Annotated in this window: 21 protein-coding genes; 12 read left to right on the top strand and 9 right to left on the bottom strand. The window is 37.1% G+C overall.

From position 1 onward, the window contains the following. Positions 1–147 precede the first annotated feature (147 nt). From MTO68_RS04555 to MTO68_RS04570, 4 genes are all read left to right on the top strand, one after another. A complete protein-coding gene (locus MTO68_RS04555) occupies positions 148–996 on the top strand; it encodes a class II glutamine amidotransferase (protein WP_016539214.1) in 849 nt (282 codons plus the stop codon). Between the two features lie 1,072 nt (positions 997–2,068). Beyond that, positions 2,069–2,524 carry a bacteriohemerythrin gene (locus tag MTO68_RS04560; RefSeq protein ID WP_004819397.1) on the top strand — a complete coding sequence of 152 codons (456 nt, stop codon included), beginning with the start codon at positions 2,069–2,071 and terminating at the stop codon, positions 2,522–2,524. Positions 2,525–2,727: 203 nt separating this feature from the next. After that, positions 2,728–3,810 carry a hypothetical protein gene (locus MTO68_RS04565; protein ID WP_244015204.1) on the top strand — a complete coding sequence of 361 codons (1,083 nt, stop codon included), beginning with the start codon at positions 2,728–2,730 and terminating at the stop codon, positions 3,808–3,810. Between the two features lie 16 nt (positions 3,811–3,826). Continuing rightward, on the top strand, positions 3,827–4,147 hold the full coding sequence (locus MTO68_RS04570) for an RnfH family protein (RefSeq protein ID WP_244015206.1): 321 nt from the start codon (positions 3,827–3,829) through the stop codon (positions 4,145–4,147). A gap of 84 nt (positions 4,148–4,231) precedes the next feature. On the opposite strand, the gene bamE is transcribed toward MTO68_RS04570, so the two are convergent. Further along, on the bottom strand, positions 4,232–4,630 hold the full coding sequence (gene bamE / locus MTO68_RS04575; protein ID WP_004722739.1) for an outer membrane protein assembly factor BamE: 399 nt from the start codon (positions 4,628–4,630) through the stop codon (positions 4,232–4,234). Between the two features lie 112 nt (positions 4,631–4,742). Between bamE and fur the strand changes: the two genes are divergently transcribed. After that, positions 4,743–5,180: a ferric iron uptake transcriptional regulator gene (gene fur, locus MTO68_RS04580; protein WP_004722737.1), complete on the top strand. Its 438-nt coding sequence runs from the start codon at positions 4,743–4,745 to the stop codon at positions 5,178–5,180. Positions 5,181–5,259: 79 nt separating this feature from the next. Here the strand turns inward: fur and MTO68_RS04585 are convergent, their stop codons facing one another. Together MTO68_RS04585 and MTO68_RS04590 are read right to left on the bottom strand one after the other, a co-directional pair. Then, the gene (locus MTO68_RS04585; protein WP_004722736.1) at positions 5,260–6,378 is read right to left on the bottom strand and encodes a PilT/PilU family type 4a pilus ATPase; all 1,119 of its coding nucleotides are present in this window, start codon (positions 6,376–6,378) and stop codon (positions 5,260–5,262) included. A gap of 25 nt (positions 6,379–6,403) precedes the next feature. Further along, positions 6,404–7,441: a type IV pilus twitching motility protein PilT gene (locus MTO68_RS04590; protein ID WP_004722735.1), complete on the bottom strand. Its 1,038-nt coding sequence runs from the start codon at positions 7,439–7,441 to the stop codon at positions 6,404–6,406. A gap of 444 nt (positions 7,442–7,885) precedes the next feature. Here MTO68_RS04590 and MTO68_RS04595 point away from each other — a divergent pair, with 444 nt between their 5' ends. The 6 genes from MTO68_RS04595 to MTO68_RS04620 all read left to right on the top strand — a co-directional run bounded on the left by MTO68_RS04595 (position 7,886) and on the right by MTO68_RS04620 (position 13,017). After that, positions 7,886–8,578: a YggS family pyridoxal phosphate-dependent enzyme gene (locus MTO68_RS04595; protein ID WP_004819403.1), complete on the top strand. Its 693-nt coding sequence runs from the start codon at positions 7,886–7,888 to the stop codon at positions 8,576–8,578. A 122-nt stretch (positions 8,579–8,700) separates the two neighbouring features. Further along, a complete protein-coding gene (locus MTO68_RS04600; RefSeq protein ID WP_244015208.1) occupies positions 8,701–9,534 on the top strand; it encodes an undecaprenyl-diphosphate phosphatase in 834 nt (277 codons plus the stop codon). 204 nt (positions 9,535–9,738) lie between these two features. After that, positions 9,739–10,542: a thioesterase family protein gene (locus MTO68_RS04605; RefSeq protein WP_244015210.1), complete on the top strand. Its 804-nt coding sequence runs from the start codon at positions 9,739–9,741 to the stop codon at positions 10,540–10,542. Positions 10,543–10,838: 296 nt separating this feature from the next. Then, entirely contained in the window at positions 10,839–11,630 is a 792-nt protein-coding gene (locus MTO68_RS04610) for a hypothetical protein (protein ID WP_034610965.1), read from the top strand. 167 nt (positions 11,631–11,797) lie between these two features. Continuing rightward, the gene (locus MTO68_RS04615; protein WP_244015212.1) at positions 11,798–12,553 is read left to right on the top strand and encodes a hypothetical protein; all 756 of its coding nucleotides are present in this window, start codon (positions 11,798–11,800) and stop codon (positions 12,551–12,553) included. Positions 12,554–12,609: 56 nt separating this feature from the next. Beyond that, positions 12,610–13,017 (top strand): hypothetical protein, encoded by a 408-nt coding sequence (locus MTO68_RS04620; protein WP_244015214.1) that lies wholly within the window; start codon positions 12,610–12,612, stop codon positions 13,015–13,017. 17 nt (positions 13,018–13,034) lie between these two features. Here the strand turns inward: MTO68_RS04620 and MTO68_RS04625 are convergent, their stop codons facing one another. The 3 genes from MTO68_RS04625 to MTO68_RS04635 form a co-directional block, all read right to left on the bottom strand. Beyond that, entirely contained in the window at positions 13,035–16,631 is a 3,597-nt protein-coding gene (locus MTO68_RS04625; protein WP_244015216.1) for an AAA family ATPase, read from the bottom strand. 9 nt (positions 16,632–16,640) lie between these two features. After that, on the bottom strand, positions 16,641–17,894 hold the full coding sequence (locus MTO68_RS04630; protein ID WP_244015218.1) for an exonuclease SbcCD subunit D: 1,254 nt from the start codon (positions 17,892–17,894) through the stop codon (positions 16,641–16,643). Between the two features lie 208 nt (positions 17,895–18,102). Continuing rightward, complete coding sequence (locus MTO68_RS04635) at positions 18,103–18,480, bottom strand: VOC family protein (RefSeq protein ID WP_244015220.1); 378 nt, start codon at positions 18,478–18,480, stop codon at positions 18,103–18,105. A 106-nt stretch (positions 18,481–18,586) separates the two neighbouring features. Between MTO68_RS04635 and MTO68_RS04640 the strand changes: the two genes are divergently transcribed. Continuing rightward, positions 18,587–19,216 (top strand): hypothetical protein, encoded by a 630-nt coding sequence (locus tag MTO68_RS04640; protein WP_244015222.1) that lies wholly within the window; start codon positions 18,587–18,589, stop codon positions 19,214–19,216. A 40-nt stretch (positions 19,217–19,256) separates the two neighbouring features. On the opposite strand, the gene MTO68_RS04645 is transcribed toward MTO68_RS04640, so the two are convergent. From MTO68_RS04645 to MTO68_RS04655, 3 genes are read right to left on the bottom strand one after another with little or no spacing between them, the layout of a single operon-like run. Then, positions 19,257–19,829, bottom strand: coding sequence for a hypothetical protein (locus MTO68_RS04645; RefSeq protein WP_151801230.1), 573 nt, complete (start codon positions 19,827–19,829; stop codon positions 19,257–19,259). Between the two features lie 17 nt (positions 19,830–19,846). Then, positions 19,847–20,509 carry a DUF2625 domain-containing protein gene (locus MTO68_RS04650; protein WP_244015224.1) on the bottom strand — a complete coding sequence of 221 codons (663 nt, stop codon included), beginning with the start codon at positions 20,507–20,509 and terminating at the stop codon, positions 19,847–19,849. Between the two features lie 31 nt (positions 20,510–20,540). Beyond that, a complete protein-coding gene (locus MTO68_RS04655) occupies positions 20,541–21,281 on the bottom strand; it encodes an NUDIX domain-containing protein (protein WP_244015226.1) in 741 nt (246 codons plus the stop codon). Between the last annotated feature and the right edge of the window lie 112 nt (positions 21,282–21,393).

A 21,393-nucleotide genomic window follows, 5' to 3' on the forward strand; every position in this document is an offset into this window, starting at 1 on the left:
AATAAGTACCCAATTATTCTGCTGATCTATGTTAAGTCATTGGTCTAATATGCATCTGTTTGCAGTTATTTTCAGTTATTGAGATTTGCAAGCAGATGCGTAGTCATGCACAATATTCTTATAAATAAAATGCTGTATGAATACACTATGTGCCAATTGCTTGGAATGAACTGCGCTGCTCCCACTGATATTACTTTCTCGTTTCGTGGGTTTTCTCAACGTGCAGGAATAACCTCTGATCATTCTGATGGGTTTGGTATTGCCTTTTTTGAAGATAAAGCATGTCGTTTATTTGTCGACAATCAATCTGCAGTCTTGTCACCGATTGCTGAACTGGTACGTAACTATCCAATCAAATCACGGAATGTCATTGCGCATATTCGCAAAGCAACTCAAGGTAAAATTACCTTAGAAAACTCCCACCCCTTTATTCGTGAGTTATGGGGCAGACAGTGGATTTTTGCGCACAATGGTGATTTACATAACTTTCACCCACATTTGTCGGGGCGTTTTACCCCTGTAGGCAGTACTGACAGTGAGCTGGCATTTTGTTATTTGCTTGAACAACTGGTTTTAAGATTTGGTTATTTTGAACCGAGTTTAAATGATGTATTTGCTTTGCTTGAAGAAATTTCACCTAAAATTGCAGAATATGGCACTTTTAATTTTTGCCTCTCCAATGGACAAGCATTGTTTAGTTATGCGACAACGAAGCTGCATTGGATTGTACGTGAGTATCCATTTACATATGCACGCTTAGTCGATATTGATGTTGATATTGATTTTAGTCAATTTACAACAAAAGAAGATCGTGTTGCCGTGATTACAACAGAGCCATTAACTCAAAATGAAGTTTGGACCGCATACCAGCCTGGTGAGATGATTTTATTTAAAGATGGTCAAGTGATAAAAACAGCAACAACACATGTCGAAAGACTTGCTCGTGAGGCTGCTGATCCAAGTTTGGTTAGAGTCACCAAGGCAGATCAATATTAGTTTGATCTGAATGAATTTATATGAGATTGGGGGAGGCGTTATTCGCTAACTCCATGTTTTTTTAAATATAAATCATTGTGAAAATAAAAAATAATTCAATTTATCTAGCCCATTCAGGTTTTTATAGGTGCTTTTGCACCAACTATAGATGCAAGAATTATCTTAGATTGATAGCAATTTCCTTATCATTCGTTTGCAGGCTTTTTCACGATATTCTGTAAAAATTACTTCGGATTATTTATTGTAAATCGCATTATTTTGAATGATCAAAGTCTCATATTCAATTGTATAGGATGGTCATCTTTGAGACTTAACGGAATATTTTGATGTTGTTAAAGCAAAGAGAAGATAATGAAATAATAATGTTTAATTATGTTTTATTGAAAAAAATGAGTAATAATATCGTTATAATTGTTTAAATATTAAAGATCTTTCATAAATCAAAAAATGATGATGTGGCGTGAATCATAATGGGATTGAAAGTTCTTTCTCCCTTTGGGAGAAGGCTAGGATGAGGGCGCTTTTATGTTGATTTATGGTTCTAAAAAGGACTTATGAAAGAAGTCTATTATATAAAATTGTCATGATAAAATTTATATTTTAACTCTTTTAAAATAGGATCATGAAATAAGTGGAATAAAAATAGCACATATAAAATAAATTTCACTTGAATAAAGAAAGTATTTAAAAATATAACAAAATCACAAAAGAATATTTTTTCTTATTTTGCAAAAATGATTGAGTAGTTTTATCACGAGTAATCGTATGGAAAAGAGCAAATAAAAATATCATTTGAGGTGGTTGTTTTAAATTTTTAGATTACACACGAATAATCATTTATTCATTCAAAATAATAAATATAGACAATCAATAAAATTATTTAAACTTAATAATTGGTTAAAAAATATCTTACTCTTTTAGTGCGGATTAAAATATTATCCAAGTATAAACAATAACTTAATTTATTTCATAGTTTTTTTAATGAATCCCGACTAATACAGTTTATTTTTATTTGGAGAGATAGCCGTTAATATGGTTGCTGAAGGTCAAGACATTATTTTAAGGTGATCGTATGAAGATGAGATGGATTCCAGAATATAATACGGGTATCGATGTGATCGACGATCAACATAAACGGATTTTGGATTACATCAATGAAATTGATGAAATCGGTATGGCAACGGATCGCGCTCGTATTAAGCAAATTCTTGATAATATTATTGACTATACACAATCCCATTTCACCTTTGAAGAAAGCTTACAAGAAGAAGCGGGTTATAAATACCGTGTTCCTCATAAACGTGTACATGACTTATTTATTAAACGTATCGAAAGTTATCGTACCAGTTTTGAAGAAGGGCATTCTATAGAAAAAGAATTGCATGAGGTGTTGTCTAAATGGTTAATTAATCATATTCAACATGATGATGCAGATTATGTAGGGGCTGTAAAATTAAATATGATGGGGATCATTAAAGAAAACGAAAAGAAAAAAGGTAAAAATTGGTTTGCAAGATTTTTTTCATAGTTTACAGGCATTTTATGATTGTGAAATTATGGGAATCACCAGCTCTCTAACTAAAAAAATTCAGAGGGGATAAAAAGAAATAACAAAGATTATAACAAGATCTAGCGCAGCAAATCATCGAGGGGTGATTTGCTTTTTTCTTTTAAGCTTTGATTTTCAGCATCGACAAAGGCAAAATAGCAGAACTTTTTACGAAACACCTCATGCAGGATTATTCTATGTCACGATGGTTATCGCCGCTCATGGCATTTTGTTTATCATTTATAATTATCGCAGGTTTGGCTCCAAGCCTAGGTATTCAAATTGATCGACAAATTGATTTTTGGATATTGTGGTTAGTGTCAATGCTGGTGTTGGCATTGCCGATTACTTATTTAGAAGTTGCTTTAGCAAAGCGTTCTAAAACAACTGCACTCAATGCCTTGTCTAGCTTAACTCGTGATGCTGACGCATCTCAATCGTGGCGTATTGTGGGTTGGCTGGCTGTTATCTTTATTCCATTCTTAGCGGGTGGGATTTTATCGAATATCAGCCAAAGTGCTGTGCAGATTGCGAATTTACCGATAGAAGGTCATTTGTTATTTGCAGGTGCCGCTGTAGTGGCTTTTGCTTTGTCTTTTGCGCCTCGTCAAATTTTAGTGGGTTTGATCACGATAGGCGTACTGCTTTCTTTAATCCTTGCACAGGTTTTCGGTACACACTTATCCGCTTGGCATGTTACTCCTGTAGAGTTTAAAGAGTGGGGCAATGCAACGATTTTAGCCCTTGTGGCCACAGGTCTCGGTTTAGGCTTGTATTGGCAAACCAGCTTGTTGAATGTTCAACAGAATAATGAGGCATCTAAAACAGCTTTACCGATTTGGATTGCGCAACTGGTTGCTGTGATTGACTTTGGTTTTTTTGCGGCTTCAGCACAAATCCCTGCCTATACTTTATTATTTACTGCAGTCATTTCAGCCGCGTTATTATTACAACTAGGCAAAGAACAGTTAGCTCAACGCCAAGTCGCAATACTTATTCAATTTGTAGTGTTGTTGGTGGCATTGTTCATTTGGGCAATTCCAAACATTGCAGTGCTGTTTAATCCATTGCTGATGATTTGGGGCTTGGTCATTTGCTTGATTTATTCGATCTTTGTGGGTTGGATCATGAAAATCAGCCATCTACGTAAAGCAATCAATTTTAGTTCAGAAGCGTTTTATAATATTTGGCGTATTGCGGTACGAATTGTTTTACCTTTGAGTATTGTGTTGGCATTGGTATCCTATATTGGGCAGTTAATTTAAGGGTCAGGTGATTCTCGTGGCAAAGATTTGGGTGGCATATGCTGCCGAAAAGCAACAATTTCACATTGAGTTACAATTTTCTCAAGGCATGACGATTGCCGATGCAATTGCGCAAAGTGGATTGGCGCAACAAGTAGAATTGCCTGAAAATTTTAGTTTTGGTATTTTTGGAGTAAAAATAAAAGCGCAATCGCATTTGCTACAAGCAGGTGATCGTGTTGAAATTTATAGAGGTTTAACGATTAATCCAAAAGATATTCGTCGCAATCGCGCAAAAGCAAATCCTGTCGGACGTTACTGCCGTGGCAATCGCTATCAACAATTGTTATTTAAATAAGGCGTTATTTACAATAATCGCTTTAAACAATTGAATGCATATGAAAAACCCCTCATTGAGGGGTTTCTTTTTATCGCAAAGTGTCTATAGTGGGGGCGCATTCAATATTGCTTCTTTAGAAGCAGGTAAACCAGGTTGAGACTCAGGAATGGTTTCTAAACCTTCAATTTTGTTTACGACACCTGATTGATCAAAATAAACCTTTAAATGTTGGCCATGTGCTGCGGGAATCTTCGCTTTTTTCGCGTAAGTTCCTGGGATATAGTTGTAAATGTAATCCCATCGTCCTGGATTCAATGGATCTGAGACTGTTGGGCTACCCAACAAGAACTGTACTTGTTGGTAGGTCATACCGACTTGAATTTTTGAAGCTTGAGCTTGGGTTAACGGTGTTCCCTGAGGAATATCGACTTTGTATACTCCAAATACAGAACAACCACCAAGTAAAGAAGCGACGAATAACGTCAGCATGATTTTTTGCATTTTGCTACACTATCCCAAATTAATTATGATGCAATTGATCCAAGGATAGATCATACTGCATCTCAACTCTGTTGCATATTCCAACTTAAAATTTGTTGAGAGACCTTTTTATATGCCTATTTCAAATCAAGATTTACGCAAAGCTGGACTTAAAGTTACCCTACCACGAATCAAGATTTTGGAATTATTAGAAAATTCAAGACAACACCACTTGAGCGCGGAAGACATTTATAAAACATTACTCGAACAAGGTGAAGATGTCGGTCTAGCGACCGTATATCGTGTGTTAACACAATTTGAAGCTGCTGGAATTATCCAGCGCCATCATTTCGAAAACAATCATTCTGTTTTTGAAATTATGCAAGAAGATCATCATGATCATTTGGTTTGTCAAAATTGTAATAAAGTCGTTGAATTTACTAATGAAACCATCGAGCATGAGCAACATTCGGTAGCTGAGAAACACGGCTTTCAATTGACTGGACATTCTTTGAATCTGTACGGTTATTGTGATGAACCTGCATGTCAGGAAGCTTATCGTAAGCGCTAGAATCACATAAATACAACAAATGAAGAGGGGGCTTAACCAAGCCCCCTCTTTTTATATCAGCTTATTTTTTACTTTTGAACTACTGTCCATCAAAGGTGAGTTTGCTATTTGAATTGAGTAGCTGTGCACCACCTTCTTCATCCAATTTGATCTGTAGACGTAAATCATTTGGAGAGTCCGCATGTTTAAGTGCGTCTTTATAGGTAATTTGTCCTGCTTTATAGAGGTCAAATAAAGCTTGGTCGAATGTCTGCATACCCAATTCACGAGAGCGCTTCATCAAATCCTTAATTTCATGTACATCACCTTTACGGATTAAGTCTGAAACTAAGGGTGAGTTGATGAGAATTTCAATTGCAGCACGACGAGAATTACCGTCTGGTGTTGGAATCAATTGTTGTGCAACCATGGCCTTGAGGTTAAGTGATAGATCCATAAACAACTGGCTATGACGGTCAGACTCAAAGAAATGGATAATCCGGTCAATTGCTTGGTTGGCGTTGTTGGCATGCAGTGTGGCAAAGACTAAGTGACCTGTTTCAGCAAAAGCGATGGCATAGTCCATGGTTTCACGAGAACGGATCTCACCAATCAAGATTACATCTGGTGCTTGACGCAAAGTATTTTTAAGCGCAATTTCAAAAGAATCTGTATCAATTCCCACTTCACGTTGGGTAATAATACATCCCGCATGTTCGTGTACAAATTCAATTGGGTCTTCAATGGTGATGATATGACCTTTAGAATTTTGGTTGCGATAACCAATGATGGATGCAAGCGAAGTTGATTTACCTGTCCCTGTTGCACCAACAAAGATAATGATCCCACGTTTGGTCATTGCGAGATCTTTAAGAATAGGCGGTAATTTAAGCTCATCCATAGTCGGAATTTGAGTTTCAATACGACGCAAAACCATTCCAGGCATATCACGTTGTTGAAAAGCGCTGACACGAAAACGCGCAGTTTTATCGCGATTGGTAATGGCAAAGTTACATTCACGGGTCTCAGCAAATTCTTTACGCTGCTTTTCACTCATAATAGAGTTAAGCAATTGCATAATAATTTCACCGTTTAACTTGGTTTTTACCACAGGAACAATTTGACCATTAATTTTCATTGATGGTTCAACATCGGCGGTAATAAATAAGTCTGATGCTTTTTGCTCAATCATCATGTTGAGCAAGTCATTAAAGTCCATCTTTTTTAAACCTCAATAATCCATTTTATAAGAATGATTCTGGTTGTTTTGCTACATTTCTTGCAACTTGAGGACTAATAACACCTTTGGCGACCAGCGTTTTTAAACTCTGATCCAATGTGGTCATACCATAGTTTGCACCGGTCTGAATTGCTGAATACATCTGTGCAACTTTGTTTTCACGGATTAAGTTACGAATTGCAGGAATACCGATCATGATTTCGTGTGCTGCAACTCGTCCGCCACCATTCTTTTTCAGTAGGGTTTGTGAAATAACCGCTTGTAATGATTCTGATAACATGGCACGGACCATGTCTTTTTCTTCAGCAGGGAATACGTCAATCACACGGTCAATGGTTTTTGCCGCTGATGTGGTGTGTAGTGTACCGAAAACCAAATGGCCTGTTTCTGCAGCTGTTAAAGCAAGGCGAATGGTTTCAAGGTCACGCATCTCACCAACCAAGATAATGTCAGGGTCTTCACGTAACGCAGAACGTAGCGCTTCATTAAAGCCATGTGTATCACGATGCACTTCACGCTGGTTGATGAGGCACTTTTTAGATTGGTGTACAAATTCGATTGGATCTTCGACCGTTAAAATATGGTCATAGCGACTGTCGTTAATAAAGTCAATCATAGAGGCCAATGTGGTTGATTTACCAGAACCTGTTGGACCTGTTACAAGGATTAAACCACGGGGTAATTCACAAAGATCTTTAAAGATTTGTCCTAAACCTAAATCTTCCATGGTCAATACTTTAGAAGGAATGGTACGAAATACGGCACCCGCACCACGGTTTTGGTTGAATGCGTTGACACGGAAACGGGCAATACCTGGAACTTCAAATGAGAAGTCAGTTTCTAATTGTTCTTCAAAATCACGACGCTGTTTATCATTCATGATGTCATAAACCAATCTGTGAACTTCTTTATGTTCCAGTGCTGGTAAATTGATACGACGGACCTCACCATCGACACGAATCATCGGTGGCATACCTGCTGAAAGGTGTAAGTCAGATGCACCGTTTTTGACGGAAAACGCCAATAATTCTGTAATATCCATAATGTCCCCGAATAAAAACCTATTTGCCTAGGGGGTGTAGATTATTCATCTATGCTTGCGACTAAGCCTGTTTTTTAGGGTTACTAGGCGCGAAGTACGAAATTTAGTTATTCTAAATGATGAGAAACATCGTTTCGCAAGGTAACACGCAATAAAAAAACAGTAAAAAACTTAGCTTCGCCTTGCGCTAAGAACAAAGCAATACTTTGTTCTTGCTCAGGTTGTGGCTAAAATTATCTCAAACTGCGTTATGAAATTTGAAAATAGTCTTGCTATTCTCTACATTCCATTCCTTGTTTGCTCAATTTTAGCCTACAACGCAAGCTATTTATGAACGATCAACACACCCTCATTATTTTGTAGAATAATAAGGCCTTTCACTCAGCATAACCAACAATTTCATTGCTTGGAAGCTGAAATTTTTATGAAATGAGAACCTTGTCAATGAATGATCTAAATCAAGCCCGAAATCATGTACTCGCGCAAATTCAGCAGGCCTGTTTGGCTGCAAATCGAGATGTGAGTCAGGTACAGTTGTTGGCAGTTTCCAAAACACATCCAAGTACGTTATTAAAAGAAATGTATGCTACGGGGCAGCGTGCTTTTGGCGAGAATTATTTACAAGAAGCGCTGGAAAAAATTGAAGATTTAAAAGATTTAGAGATCGAATGGCATTTTATTGGTCATGTGCAGCGCAATAAAACCAAGCATCTTGCTGAAAAGTTTGCGTGGGTGCATGGTGTTGATCGTTTTATCATTGCAGAGCGTCTCTCAAATCAACGAGAAGCGACTCAAACGCCATTAAATATTTGTTTGCAAGTCAATATTGATGCACAAGACAGTAAAGACGGTTGTCAGCCTGATGAAGTTGCAGATCTGGTGAAACAAATCAGTCAATTAAAGAATTTAAAGTTGCGTGGTTTAATGGTGATTCCTGCACCTGATCATCCGCAAGCATTTAGTGATGCAAAGCAATTGTTTGATCAGGTTAAAGTTCATCATGCGCATGCTGAGGATTGGGATACGTTAAGCATGGGGATGTCTGGAGATATGGTGGAAGCCATTGCCGCAGGGTCAACCATGGTACGTATTGGGACAGCTTTGTTTGGTGCACGAGATTATTCAAATCAGCGTTAAAGGTTGTAGTGAAATTGGCGAGAAGGCTGTGTTAATTTTCGCTGGGTTTAAGTTTAATTTAATTTAGATTTAATGCTGTAAACGTATAAGACATCAATAATTCTAATCCATTGAGATTGTTGATGACTATTTTTCATGTACTTATTCTTGCCATCATACAAGGGTTTGCAGAACTGCTGCCGGTATCCAGTTCAGCGCATGTGATTGTGGCTGAAAAATTGATGGGTTTTGACCCATCAGCGCCTGATATGACGTTTTTATTGGTGATGCTACATACAGGAACCATGTTTGCGGTCATTGTGTATTTTTGGAAGTCTTGGCGCACAACCTATTTTTCGTCATGGGATCGCTTTAAAAAACAAGCATGGTTTGTGATTGTTGCAACAGGCATCACGGGCGTACTCGGATTGGCACTGCAATCGATGATCAAACATGTTTTTTTTGCTGGGGCAAGCCACTTTGAAATCGAGCAATTGTTTAGCAACTCAAAATTAATGGCTGCTGCTTTAGCTTCTGCTGGTGTATTGATTATTTTATCCTCTCGATTAGATCGTGGACAGGTTGGTGATGTGACGATGAAAAGTGCGGCATGGATTGGCGCTGTTCAGGCTTTATGCTTGCCGTTCCGTGGTTTTTCACGTTCAGGTGCAACAATTTCAACAGGATTATTTTTAGGTGTTGCTCGCCAAAAAGCGGAAGAGTTTAGTTTTGCCTTGGCTGTGGTGTTGACCCCAGCGGTGATTGTAAAAGAGCTTTATCGATTGCTACATGCCGAGAATTTTCAAAATATCCATTTAGCTCAACTGCTTTTACCCAGTATGTTTGGGATGCTGTTTAGCTTTATTGCAGGTCTTGTTGCTTTAAAATGGCTATCGAGTTGGCTTGAACATGGTCGTTGGCATTTCTTTGGTATTTATTGTCTGATTTTCTCTGGCGTCGTTTTACTCATTGGTTAAATCTCGGCTTTCAAACACTGACTTTTCAATATGTTACTCTTTTCAATATCTCACTTTAAATCTAAGCGTTTAATCCTGTGTAAAATATTGAACGCTAAGGGTCATTTTTCCTATTAGTATTAGACTTCTTTGCTTAAGTCGAGTACAAAAATAATGCGGGATTATATGTATAGCGAATGATTTTTAAGAGTGATAGGGAAGTTTATGTCTGCATATTATCAATTGATTCAGCGTCATATCGATAAACAGGGTGTAGTGACTGCACATTATCAATCGACACATCATGCTCAAGGGGCTTGGAATGCGCATGAGCAACATATGGCACCAGCGACAGGGGTTATTTGTGCTGAATTAGAGCAATTTTCACCTCGAAATGATGTTCGAATTGGTCGAATAAGTTTAGATATTCTTGGATTAATCGCGGGTGGCGAATTTTATATTCGGACAAAAGTAATTCGTGCTGGCAAGACCATTGAACTGATTGAATCCGAAATGGTCACACAAGGTAAAGTAAGTATTGTGGCGAGAACTTGGCGCATGATGACCAATAATAGTCAAAGTGTTGCAGGTTTAGAGGATCAATCTATTGGAACGCCTGAACAGTTACCGATTTGGCATGAAATACGTCAGTGGCCTGGTGGATATATTCATTCGATTGAAGCAAGGACTGAGCAACGTCGACAGGGAGCTGGTATTGTATGGCTTAGCAATACTTTGGATATGGTTGAAAGTCAACCGACATCGGCATTTGTGAAGTTAATGGGAATGGTCGATACTGCAAATGGTGTCGTGGCGAGACAAACAGCACCTTTTAATTGGGGCTTTCCAAACTTAGATTTACAAATTCATTTATATCGTTTGCCCCAAGGTCAATGGTTAGGTTTAGAAACCGTACAACAGTATGGTGAAGATGGTATTGGTTTAACCAGTTCCGTCTTACATGATATTTATGGACCATTTGGACGTAGTGAACAGATTTTAACTCTAAGACCTGTACACGCTGAGTAGTTGCTGGTATGAAATCAAAAACTGTATTTCTACATACAGTTTTTTGATTTGTGTTGATATTTATTCTTTTAAGAAATAAGTATATTTTTCACATTGGCTAAGATAAATCACTATAAAAAACAATTCTATGTACAGGTAAAATGAAGCTGATGAGTATCCGTTTAAGCATTTGGAATTTACTTTAAGGCAAACTATTCAGTTAAATTTTTTAAAATATACTCAACAATTCTAGATGTAATATGATTGTCAATTTGACTATACTGATTTGAATAAAATTTAAAAACTGGAAATAGAATATGTATAAATCCAAACTATTATTATGGTTATGTCTTTGTGCTTTAATCAGCGCTTGTAGTACTGCAAAATATTCTTCAACGCAGGATGCTACTTCACAAGAAATCGAATCTGCACCATCACCTACCTCAGCAACAGCTAAAGCTGCACCAGCACCTATTTCCAACCAAAATCGAGTAAAGTCGGAAGAGCGTTTAGGGACGAAATGGGGAGATGACGTAAGTTCATATGTGACTCAAGTTGATTTAAAACGTTTGAGTAGTCATCCTATTGATGAAACTCAAATTCGTTATGCCAGTAAGCAATTTTCAGGACGCAGTATTAACAGCATTTCTTTAGCCGCTGGAAAAATTAGCTTTTCTGTTGTGGATGATCGTGGGCGAATTTTACCGCTATATCGTGATGGCGAGCGTTATTATCTTTCTGCCCGTGATGGACAAAGCTATCAATTGCGTTATGCCAATACCAGCAGCCAAACCTTTGAAGTTGTTGCAAGTGTCGATGGCCTAGATGTTCTCAATGGAAGTAAAGCTTCACGTTCAAATAGCGGTTATGTGTTAAGACCTTATAGCTCATTTGCGATTGAAGGTTTTAGAAAGAGTAACTCATCTGTAGCTTCATTTATTTTTAGTAAGCCAAATGATGCTTATGCTGCCAACTCTGCCAGTGGTTCTATTCAAAATACTGGTGTGATTGGTACAGTGGTGTATGAGTTAAAAGCACCTAAATACGATCTACCCAAAAAATCTAAGGATACTTATGCGCCTGCACCAAATGCCTTTCCTGCGGATTAATTAAAAATATTAAGAAGTGAGAGGGATCACATTATCCCTCTTATTTTTTGAGATGTTATAATGTTACATAATTGCAATAATTTAAAAATAGCGCAGTCAAAACAGCTACGATATTATGACTTTGATAATAATCTACGTAACTTATAAACTTTAAAATAGGTTTTATAATGAAAAATATAAATATATTTCTCTGCCTTTTGTTGTGTATTTTTCTAGCTGCATGTTCGAAAAAATCAGATGAAAGCGCATCACAATCCCAAACCGAAGCGACCAGTGCAGATGCTGCTGCTGAAGCAACCAACAATCAAGTTGCAGCTGATGAAAAGTTAGGCACAAAGTGGGGCGATGAAATTGATTCCCATGTGACTGAAGTGCAGTTAAAGCGTAAATCTGATTCACCTCTTGCTGAAACTATCGTGCAATATGCAGATAAGAACTACAAAGGTAAAACGGTCAATTCAATTTCTATTGCCGCAGGAAAAGTGAGTTTTTCTGTTGTAGATGATCATGGAAACCGAATTCCAATGTATCGTGTTGGACAAAGCTACTATTTGTCGGGGCGTGAAGGGCAAAGCTATCAACTTCAGTATAAAAATAACACAGCTAAGACGTTTGAAGTGGTTGCCAGTGTTGATGGTGTAGATGTCATTGATGGCAGTGAGGCGTCCCGAAGTAATTCTGGTTATGTCTTACATGCACATGATTCTTTGAAAATTGAAGGTTTCCGTAAGAGTGAATCTGCTGTTGCTTCCTTTACTTTTAGTAAGCCTAAAGATGCGTATGCTGCGAACTCAGAGAATGGTTCCATTCAGAATGCTGGTGTAATTGGTACGGTTTTATATGAGTTGGAAGCACCAGAAGATGAGGCTAAACCCGTGAATAAATATGCACCTCCACCAAATGCATTTCCCGCAGATCGATAAAGAATAAAGTAAAGAAGTGCTTATAAGCACTTCTTTTTTAATTGTTTGGAAGAATAATGAAAAATATTAAATATTTACTGTCGATTCTATGTTTATTGGTTACATCTTTAATTCATGCAAATACAAGTGCAAATCCTGAGCTAGACAAAGCGATTGTTTCAGAGCAAAAGACTTATCAAGCGTTTAAGGAGGTTTTTGAATCCCTTGTTACATCTCTCATGGATTCAATTGCGAATACGGCTCAAGATGATAATATAATGAGCGCGCATAGGAGATGTGTTCATCAACAGAAAATCGTTAAAATGTTGTTGAGTAATCAAAAGTATAAAGAGCCATTCGATCAAGAGTTTGCTGAAGATCAGCGTACATTTGATGAAGCTTTGAATGGTTTTAAAAATTCAGTGACTGCAATGAAACCTTATTGCGATAAGATACAAGCAGAATACGATAAAAATTTAAATTAAGAAGTGTGAGTTAAACACTAACTCACCACTTCAATCGTACTTGCACCCGCCCCTAAAGGACGCACCTGAATTTGCACAGGAATACGTTCATGCATTTCCTGTATATGTGAAATCAATACAACTTTACGCCCTTGATTCTGCAATTGATCTAATGCATTCATGACCATATGTAAAGAAGATGCATCCAATGTTCCAAAACCTTCATCGATAAAGAGAGATTCAATTTTCATTGAACCTGATGCCATATTGGCAATTGCCAAAGACAAGGCAAGGGCAGTCAAGAATGACTCACCCCCTGAAAGTGAGGCAACAGAACGGGTTTCACCGTCCATATCATGGTCAATGATGGCAAGACTAAGTGAGTTATCTAACCGCTTCAAGGTATAACGTTGAGACAACATCGCCAATTGTTGGTTGGCGTGTTCGAGTAAAATATCCAGATTATACTGTTGTGCATAATCACGGAATTTCTTACCGGTCGCATCTCCCATTAAGCCTGAAATCTTGCCCCAGCGATGTTCTTCCTGTTGTACTTGTTGAATCTGATCAGCAAATTGCTTTTGCTTAGCAACATTTTGCTGATGCAATTCAAGTTTGAGTTTTAACTGATCACGGATTTCAAATTGGGTTTTCAGCGTATTCGCATTATCCAAAATCAATTGTTGTAGCTGTTCAAAATCAATTTCAGGTTGATGAAGCTTATGTTCGGTTAATTGCTCTTGTATGGTGTTAAGTGCTGAGTTGGCTTCATTTAACATTCGTTCAGCATGTTGCAGTTGTTGGCGAATCTGTTGTTCTTGTACCGCCGTGATTTGAGCCAAGTGCTCTAAATCATCAGGCTGAAAAGCTGGATGCTGAGTGAGCCATTGCTGAATATCCTGATTCACTTGAATGAGGTTATTCTGATTGTGTTGTTGCTGGGCTTTGAGTTGTTCGAGCTGACTTTTTTCTTGCTCAAATTGATTGCGTAATTGATTAAAGCTTTGTTTCTGTTGTTGGTAAAGCGTCTGAATTTTCTGATATTCATGGTCATACTGCGTTAACCATTCATTCGGTTTAACTTCGGTTAATCCTGTCATGTTTTGAATCAATCGATTCGCCAATTCTGTGTTTTGTTGCCCTTTCAGCTTTATTTCGTTCAAGCTATGGGCAGTTTCAGAAATTTGTTTGGCTGCATTCGTTATATTGAGTTGAGCAGTATTGAGTTGCTGTAGATATTGATCATGCTGTTTCGACAATAACTCAAGCTGTTCAAGCTGTTGTGTACGTGTATTTAATTGGCTCAAGATATGTTGTGCTGTGGTGATACTGTACTGTTGCCATACATTTTTTTCACGATCAGCTAAGCAACAGACAATATGTTGGACCTGATTGTGTAGGTTATTGGCATTTTGCAATAAATGTTCAGTGTGTTGAATGCTTTGACTTAATTGTTGCTGAATTTTGATGCTTTGAATCCATTGCTTAGATTGTGCTTCCAATTGTTGAATATCAAACTGATATTGCTGGGTAAGTTGCTCCAATTGTTGCTTAATTTCAGATTGTGTCTGAGTTAAGTTCAGCGGGATTTGGGCTGATTGACCTTGTTCAATACACAGCTGTTGTATGACGGATGTTTTTTCAGTCACATTTTGAAGAGTGGTCTTAAGCTGTTGTTGTTCGACACTCAATTTGGTCAAGTCTTGTTGAGCCGCTTGCCAAAGGTTAAAGGTTTCTTGTTCTTTGAGCGTGGCTTGTTGTTCCTGTTGCTGTTGTAGCTCAAACAGTACTTTAGATACAGCAGAATCATCAAGGTGATAGGGATGAGTTGTGCTTCCACAAACAACACAAGCTTGACCATCTACTAGTTCAGCTCTTAAACGTTCTACATTTTCAGCATGTAATAAGCGTTGTTGTTGTAAAACCTCTTGCAGTTTTAAGCGAGCTTGTTTCGCCGTTTGGAAATCTTGTTCAGTCTGTATTGTGGTTTTTTCAAGTTGTTGAAATTGCACTGAGCAACGTTTCAATCGGTCATTAAGCTGCTGAGATTCAATCTTTAATTCAAAAAACTGGGCTAATTTTTGTTGTAACGTCGCCAATTGGTTGAGTTGGCTCAGTTTAAATTCACGTTGTTGGCGCGTTTGTTCAAGCTGAGTTTCAAGTTGCTCCGCAGTTCCAAATTGATGAATTGAGTCTTGTAATTGTGTTTTTTTCTCGATTAGTTTCGTTTCAGCCTGAGATACATTCCCTATTTGATTTTCAATAGATTGATAGTGCTGAATAAATTGAGTTAATTGTTGCACATGTGCAGTTAAACCTTTATCCAAACTTGAGAACTGCTGAGTGTCTGCAAGTTGCTGATTTAAAAGATTTCGTTTTTCTGTAATCTGCTGAATATGATGTTCAAGTTGTTGTTGTTGATTGAGTAGTGGGGTTTTAGACGATTCTAAATCATTTAATCTGGTCTGAATTTTCTTAAATTCGACCCCAATAAAATCCCGCTCCTGAATACATTTTCGTACTTCACTCAAAGACTCACGATGGGTATTTTCAAAATTCTGCTGAACAGTTAAAGCACTTTCAGTTTGGAGAAAACGGGTCTGTTCAGTGTCAAATTGAACTTGTAATGTATCAAAAAGCTGTTGTTGTTTTTGAATTTGTGGTGCGAGTTGCTGTTCTGTTTTTATCAGTTGTTGCTTTTGAAAAATACTAGAGCGAATCTCTGAGAATATTTCTAAACGATTTAAACGTTCACGCTCAGGGATTAAGCCTTGTTGCGTCTGTAACTGTGTATCAAGCAACTGTTGCTTAACGACAATTTCATCATTCAGTTTTTGTTTACGCTCAAACCATTGCTGCTGTTTTTCAAGTTGCGATTTTTCATCTTCAAGTTTTTTATAGTCTTGATTGATGTGTTGGAATTGTATGTGTAATTCAGCGGCATCTTCCTTAGAGAGGAGTTCAATATGACCGAGAAGATTTTCCAATTCCTTACGTTTTGATGCCACCAATTTGGTTTTTTCATAGGCCAATTGGCCGACTTTTCCAAAAATGGATGAATTGGTTAAATACTCAAGTAATTCACCACGTTCATTGTCACGTGCTTTTAAAAAGGCTGTAACTTCGGACTGTGCCAAGAGAACTGCACGGGTAAATTGCTCAAAACTCAGTTGGGTAATTTTATAAATCGCTGATTCAACGGCTTTGGCTTTATCTGCTACTACTGTGCCATCGGTTAAGCATTTTAAATAGCGTTGGACACTTTGTAGTTTTCCATTTGCTTTTTCACGGGAACGTTTAAGTTCCCAGCGTGCCAAATAATGCTTTTGATCTTGTGCCACAAAACATAATTCAGCAAAGCCGTGTGCGGTACCACGGCGTAGTACAGTCAGTGGTGAGTTGGTTAAAAGTTCAGAGCCATCAACATCCTGTAATTTACCATCACTGTCTTTTAAACGTGGGATTTTATTAAACAGAGCAAGGCACATGGCATCCAAAATGGTTGATTTTCCTGCCCCTGTTTTTCCAACAATCGCCACTAAACCTGCTGAAGCTAATGGTTCAGATTCAAAATCTATAAAATGTTCACCCGAAAGAGACGCGAGATTTTTGAGTCGTATAGATAAAATTTTCACAGCAAACTCCTATGCGTCATGTTGATTTTCAAGCGTTTTTTCGGCTTCTTGTAATAAGCTTAAAAAGTCTTTCAAGACCGCATCATCATTGGTATAGCCATTTTTTTCCCAAAGCTGTTGAAAGAGTTTTTCTGGTGTCGGTGGTTCTAAATTGATTGAAGTAATTTCATCGTTATTTTTTTCTGATGCGAAGTATTGTCTTGAAATGCGTACTAAGCGGTAACGACTTTTGGGTAAGGCATCTTCAAATTGTTGGCGCAAATTGGGCGGAGGTGGAACATCGGTATGGTATTCAATATCGACATATTCACGCTGATCAATATTTTCAATTTCACCACTTGCTAAGGCCTTTAATTTGGCTAAAACTTCGTTTAATTCCCCTTTAATTTTATGCAGTTGTACACTACGGGGAATAAATACACTTTCAAATGAAACCCGTGACTCATCTGTTTTAAGCGGATCAATATTAACGTCGACAATTTGGTGTTTATAGTTGATTTCACTAAAGGATAAGGGAATAGGTGAACCACTATAACGGATATGTTCCTGACCAACTTTTTGCGGTTTATGTAAATGCCCGAGTGCAACATAATCAATGCTATCTTCAAACAATGTAGTAGATAGTGCTTCCTCATTGCCAATGATAATAGGCCGTTCAGAATCAGAGGTTTCCCCACCTTGCATATGGGCATGTGACATTAGAATGAGTGCTTGATTATCCGTCTTTCTTTTTCGTGCTTCAGAAATCACCTGTTGATGTAAATAGGCAATGGCATTTTGACTGTTATTGGTTTGTTCATTAAAGCCAGTGATTTCGGCTGGGCGCAGAAACGGTAAGCTTAGGCACCAAGCAATAATATTTTTTTGTTCGTCATAAATTGGAATCAGTAAACGATCTAAATCAATTTGACCAAGCTCGTTTTTATGAATCACACCGACTGTTTTGGCGTGATATTTTTCAAGCAGAGGCTCAACTTGTTCAATGCGATAACCTGAATCATGATTACCTGCAATCATTAAGGTTTGCATATGTGGAGCAAGCTGATGTGCATTGGCTAGGAATTGATAGAGTTGTTTCTGCGCAGCAGATGCAGGATTGATGACATCGAATATATCACCTGCAATTAATAGGGCATGGGGTTGCTTTTCTTTGATTTGAGCTAATAACCACGCTAAAAATTGCTCATGTTCATACTGGCGAGAATGGTTATAGAAGAATTGTCCCAGATGCCAGTCTGAAGTATGAAGAAAGCGTACAGTCATTAGTTGGATAAGCCTTACAAAATTTAAAATTAAGGTAGCACAAATTGAATGCTTAAATCAGCTGTAAGGCCTTAATCACTTAATATGATCTGTATTTTTTATAAAAATTCTTAAAAAATATCCGCTATCTTTTAATCTCAACTGTTTCATGCAGCCGAATATAGACTGGTTTTCTCAAACATTTATTTAGATTTTTAATCAATCAAGCTTATTTTGCATTGGGATCAACTTGGACTAATCCAAAGGTATTATGATCTGCATCTAAAAAATAACCTTGCCAACATTTATTGGGAATAGCAAATTTCTCCATTGCTACTTGCCCACCCAAAGCTAAAATCTTTTCAGCAGTTGTATCAAAATCTTCAACTTCAAAGGAACAGGTAAAAGCATTGGTTCCGCAATGGGTGGGTGGTATTTGAGCTGGACGCTCCAATAAGCCACCATGTATGTTGGCTGTTTCAATTTGAAAATATTGAATGGGTAGACCTTCAACTTTACTAAATTTCCAACCGAAAACTTCATGATAAAATTTAACTTCACGTTCAGGGTTTGAAGACTGAATTTCAAAGTAGCTTAGTGCGTTCATTGTTATTGTCCAATTTTAAATGTTTTGATTAAGATAATAGAATTTGCAAAGTTGTGATGTATAAATATTGAAAATAAAAGAATGAGGCAATTAAAAGTGGTGTGTTATGGATAAAGAAAAATTGCATGAATTACGTACAAAAATTACCATTTCAATCGCAGATGCTTGCGCTTTATTAAAACAATATGATGAGATAGAACATTGCATACAAGTTTATCATCAGCAGAATATTGAAAAAATTTGTGCAGCAACAGATTGTGAGGCGGAGCTTGCTCAAGAGTATTATGATGACCCTAGATATCATCACAATCTTGAAAAAATCATTCAAAAAATTAATGAATTTAATCAACGCACAATCAAATTGAGCATAGATGAAAATCCAAAATATGTTGATAAAGTGGGTTTCTTTATTTGGGCAGAAGATGAAAACTTAGAGAGGATACAAAATAAAGGCAATAGAACTTATTTTATTCCGCAAGATGATTTTGCTTATGTCATTAAAATATTTAGATCTTTATTTCCGTTGTTTAGCCCACTGAGAAATGAATTTGAGTGTAGTTTTGATCCTTGTTCAGATAACTATTTTGATCAAAATGCCATACAAGACATTATCTTAAAAATTAAAGATCTGCATTTTAACGAGAGCAAAGTGATGAGTTTTTTAGAAAAACTGGTTTGTTGTTTAGAGGAAAAAATAAAAATAGGAACTTATGTCGTTATTTTTGGAAATCAATAAATGAAATTGAAACGGCAGTTAGAAGTCGATGTGAAGTGATTTAGTGATGTCGATAAGTTAAGACAAAGCTTTTAAGCTTATTTAAAATTTTATAACCAATAAAATCGTTAAAATTTGGATATTTAATTCGATAATACTCATTCCAATAGCTGACAATTCTACTTTGAGTCGTTTGGTCATATTTTGGATTTTGCAGCATAAATGCTGCAAAAAGTCCTTGATTATTTGCATCTAGAATCGGTTCAATGGCCTCTAAAATTTCTTGAACATATTCACCCAATAACTGAAAAATGAAAGGGATCATAAAACTTGTAAGGTCAGTTTTAAGGAGTCTTTCGAGCGCTCTTTGCCGAACAAAACCATTGTGATGGCGAGTAAGAATACACCATAGAATTTGACGTTGTGTTAAAGAAAAATTATGAAACTCAATACATTGTAACTGGGTTATATAGATTCTTGATGGTACAACGATATGTTCGTGATGAATCAACACTTCGCATTGAGAGCTTTCATGAATTTTTATTTTTTTACTTTCTAAGTATTTTGATATTACTAAAACATCATCTAATAGAGCTTTAGGAAAAGCTCGGATTAACTTTAGATGATTGCTCACGGATTTGCTGCTCTCAGTTATTTTAAAGTCGGTGCAAAATGAAAATCATAACTTTCAGAAATAGGAATAATTTTTTTATCCACTTGTTCGATATCCTTACCTTCTTTGGTAAATAACATGGGTATAAAACTAAAGACTTGGTTGCCATTGAGACTTTGAAGATCTGTCTGCCAGTTTTGCCAACGGAATACTTGATAAAACTGAGCAATATCTCCATTGAATGCCCAAGTCAAAAATTCTGAATAGCTCACATCAAGATTTTCCCATACCAATGTATCTGGGGCAAAATAGTAAATCTTTCCAATTGCTTCACCTAATTTTCCATTATTGATAGCAAAGTAACCCCCTAAAACATCATCAGCAATCAGTAGATAGGTTAGCTCCTGATCAGATTGATGAAACGTTTTATGATGATTCCATTCAGTAATACCACGATCTAATTTTGGATGTCCTGAAGCTAAAATTCTCAACCATCCATGATCAATCAGTATTCCACCTGTTTCATAAATAATTGAACCCATAGGTGAACGTGTTGTGACTTGAATGTTCAGTAACTCTTGTTCAGCTCTTAATTTGTTCTTGGGTAAAACTTCAATATGGTTGGTGGCTTGAGTCATCCATTCTTGTACCAATATCCAGCCTGAATCTTCAATATTGATTAATTGTTCTAAAGTTTTCATTGTTTGCTGTTATCCAAATAATACAAAGCGCTTAAGTGGTTTCCCTCGGGTACTCTAAAATTCGAGGAAAATGGAAATCATAACTTTCTAGCGCAAACTTATACAATTGAGCAGGACGTTTGCCCGCAATTTTAGTTTGGTTTGTTTCCTCAACTGCGCCAGCTTCAATCATACGCCGTCTAAATGACTTCTTCTCTAAGCTTTGTCCCAAAATAATTTCATAAATCTGCTGTAGCTCAGTCAAAGTAAACAGTTGAGGCATCAAACTGACGGGTAAGGCTGTATAACGTGCCTTACTACTCAAACGGTCAACAGCTATATCTAAAAGCTGTAAATGATCAAAAGCCAAGTCTAATTTTTTTGCCTCAGCAATTGAAATCCATTCGCTATATTCATTTTGTTCAGTGGCAATCTGTTGAAATGCTTTGAAATCGATCAGGGCAAAATATAAAGCTGTTACAGCCCACCCACGAGGATCACGTGTTGCATTGCCAACCGTCGCAACTTGTTCCAAATGTGGTGATTGAAGTCCAGTTTTTTCAACCAATTTACGATGTGCTGTTGCCATCAAATCTTGATCTTTAGACAAATCGACAAAACCACCTGGGAGTGCCCATTTATCTTTTTGTGGGAAATTAGAACGTTTAATCAATAAAACCTGTAGTTGACCCGCATCAACAGAAAAAATCGCCATATCCACTGTAAGTAATGGGGATTCATAATCCTTTTTATTATAGTTAGAGAGAAATTCCTGTTCGGAGTTAAAGGTCACTGTAAGGCTCACTTAATTTTATTAAAGTAACGGATTGTGTTGGATTATTGCAGGGTGGAAGAGATTCGCCAAGTAGAAAATATGTTTAGCAAGAATGAGATGGATAATGGCG

The sequence above is a fragment of the Acinetobacter sp. NyZ410 genome (assembly GCF_022828975.1).
Classification (GTDB): domain Bacteria; phylum Pseudomonadota; class Gammaproteobacteria; order Pseudomonadales; family Moraxellaceae; genus Acinetobacter; species Acinetobacter guillouiae.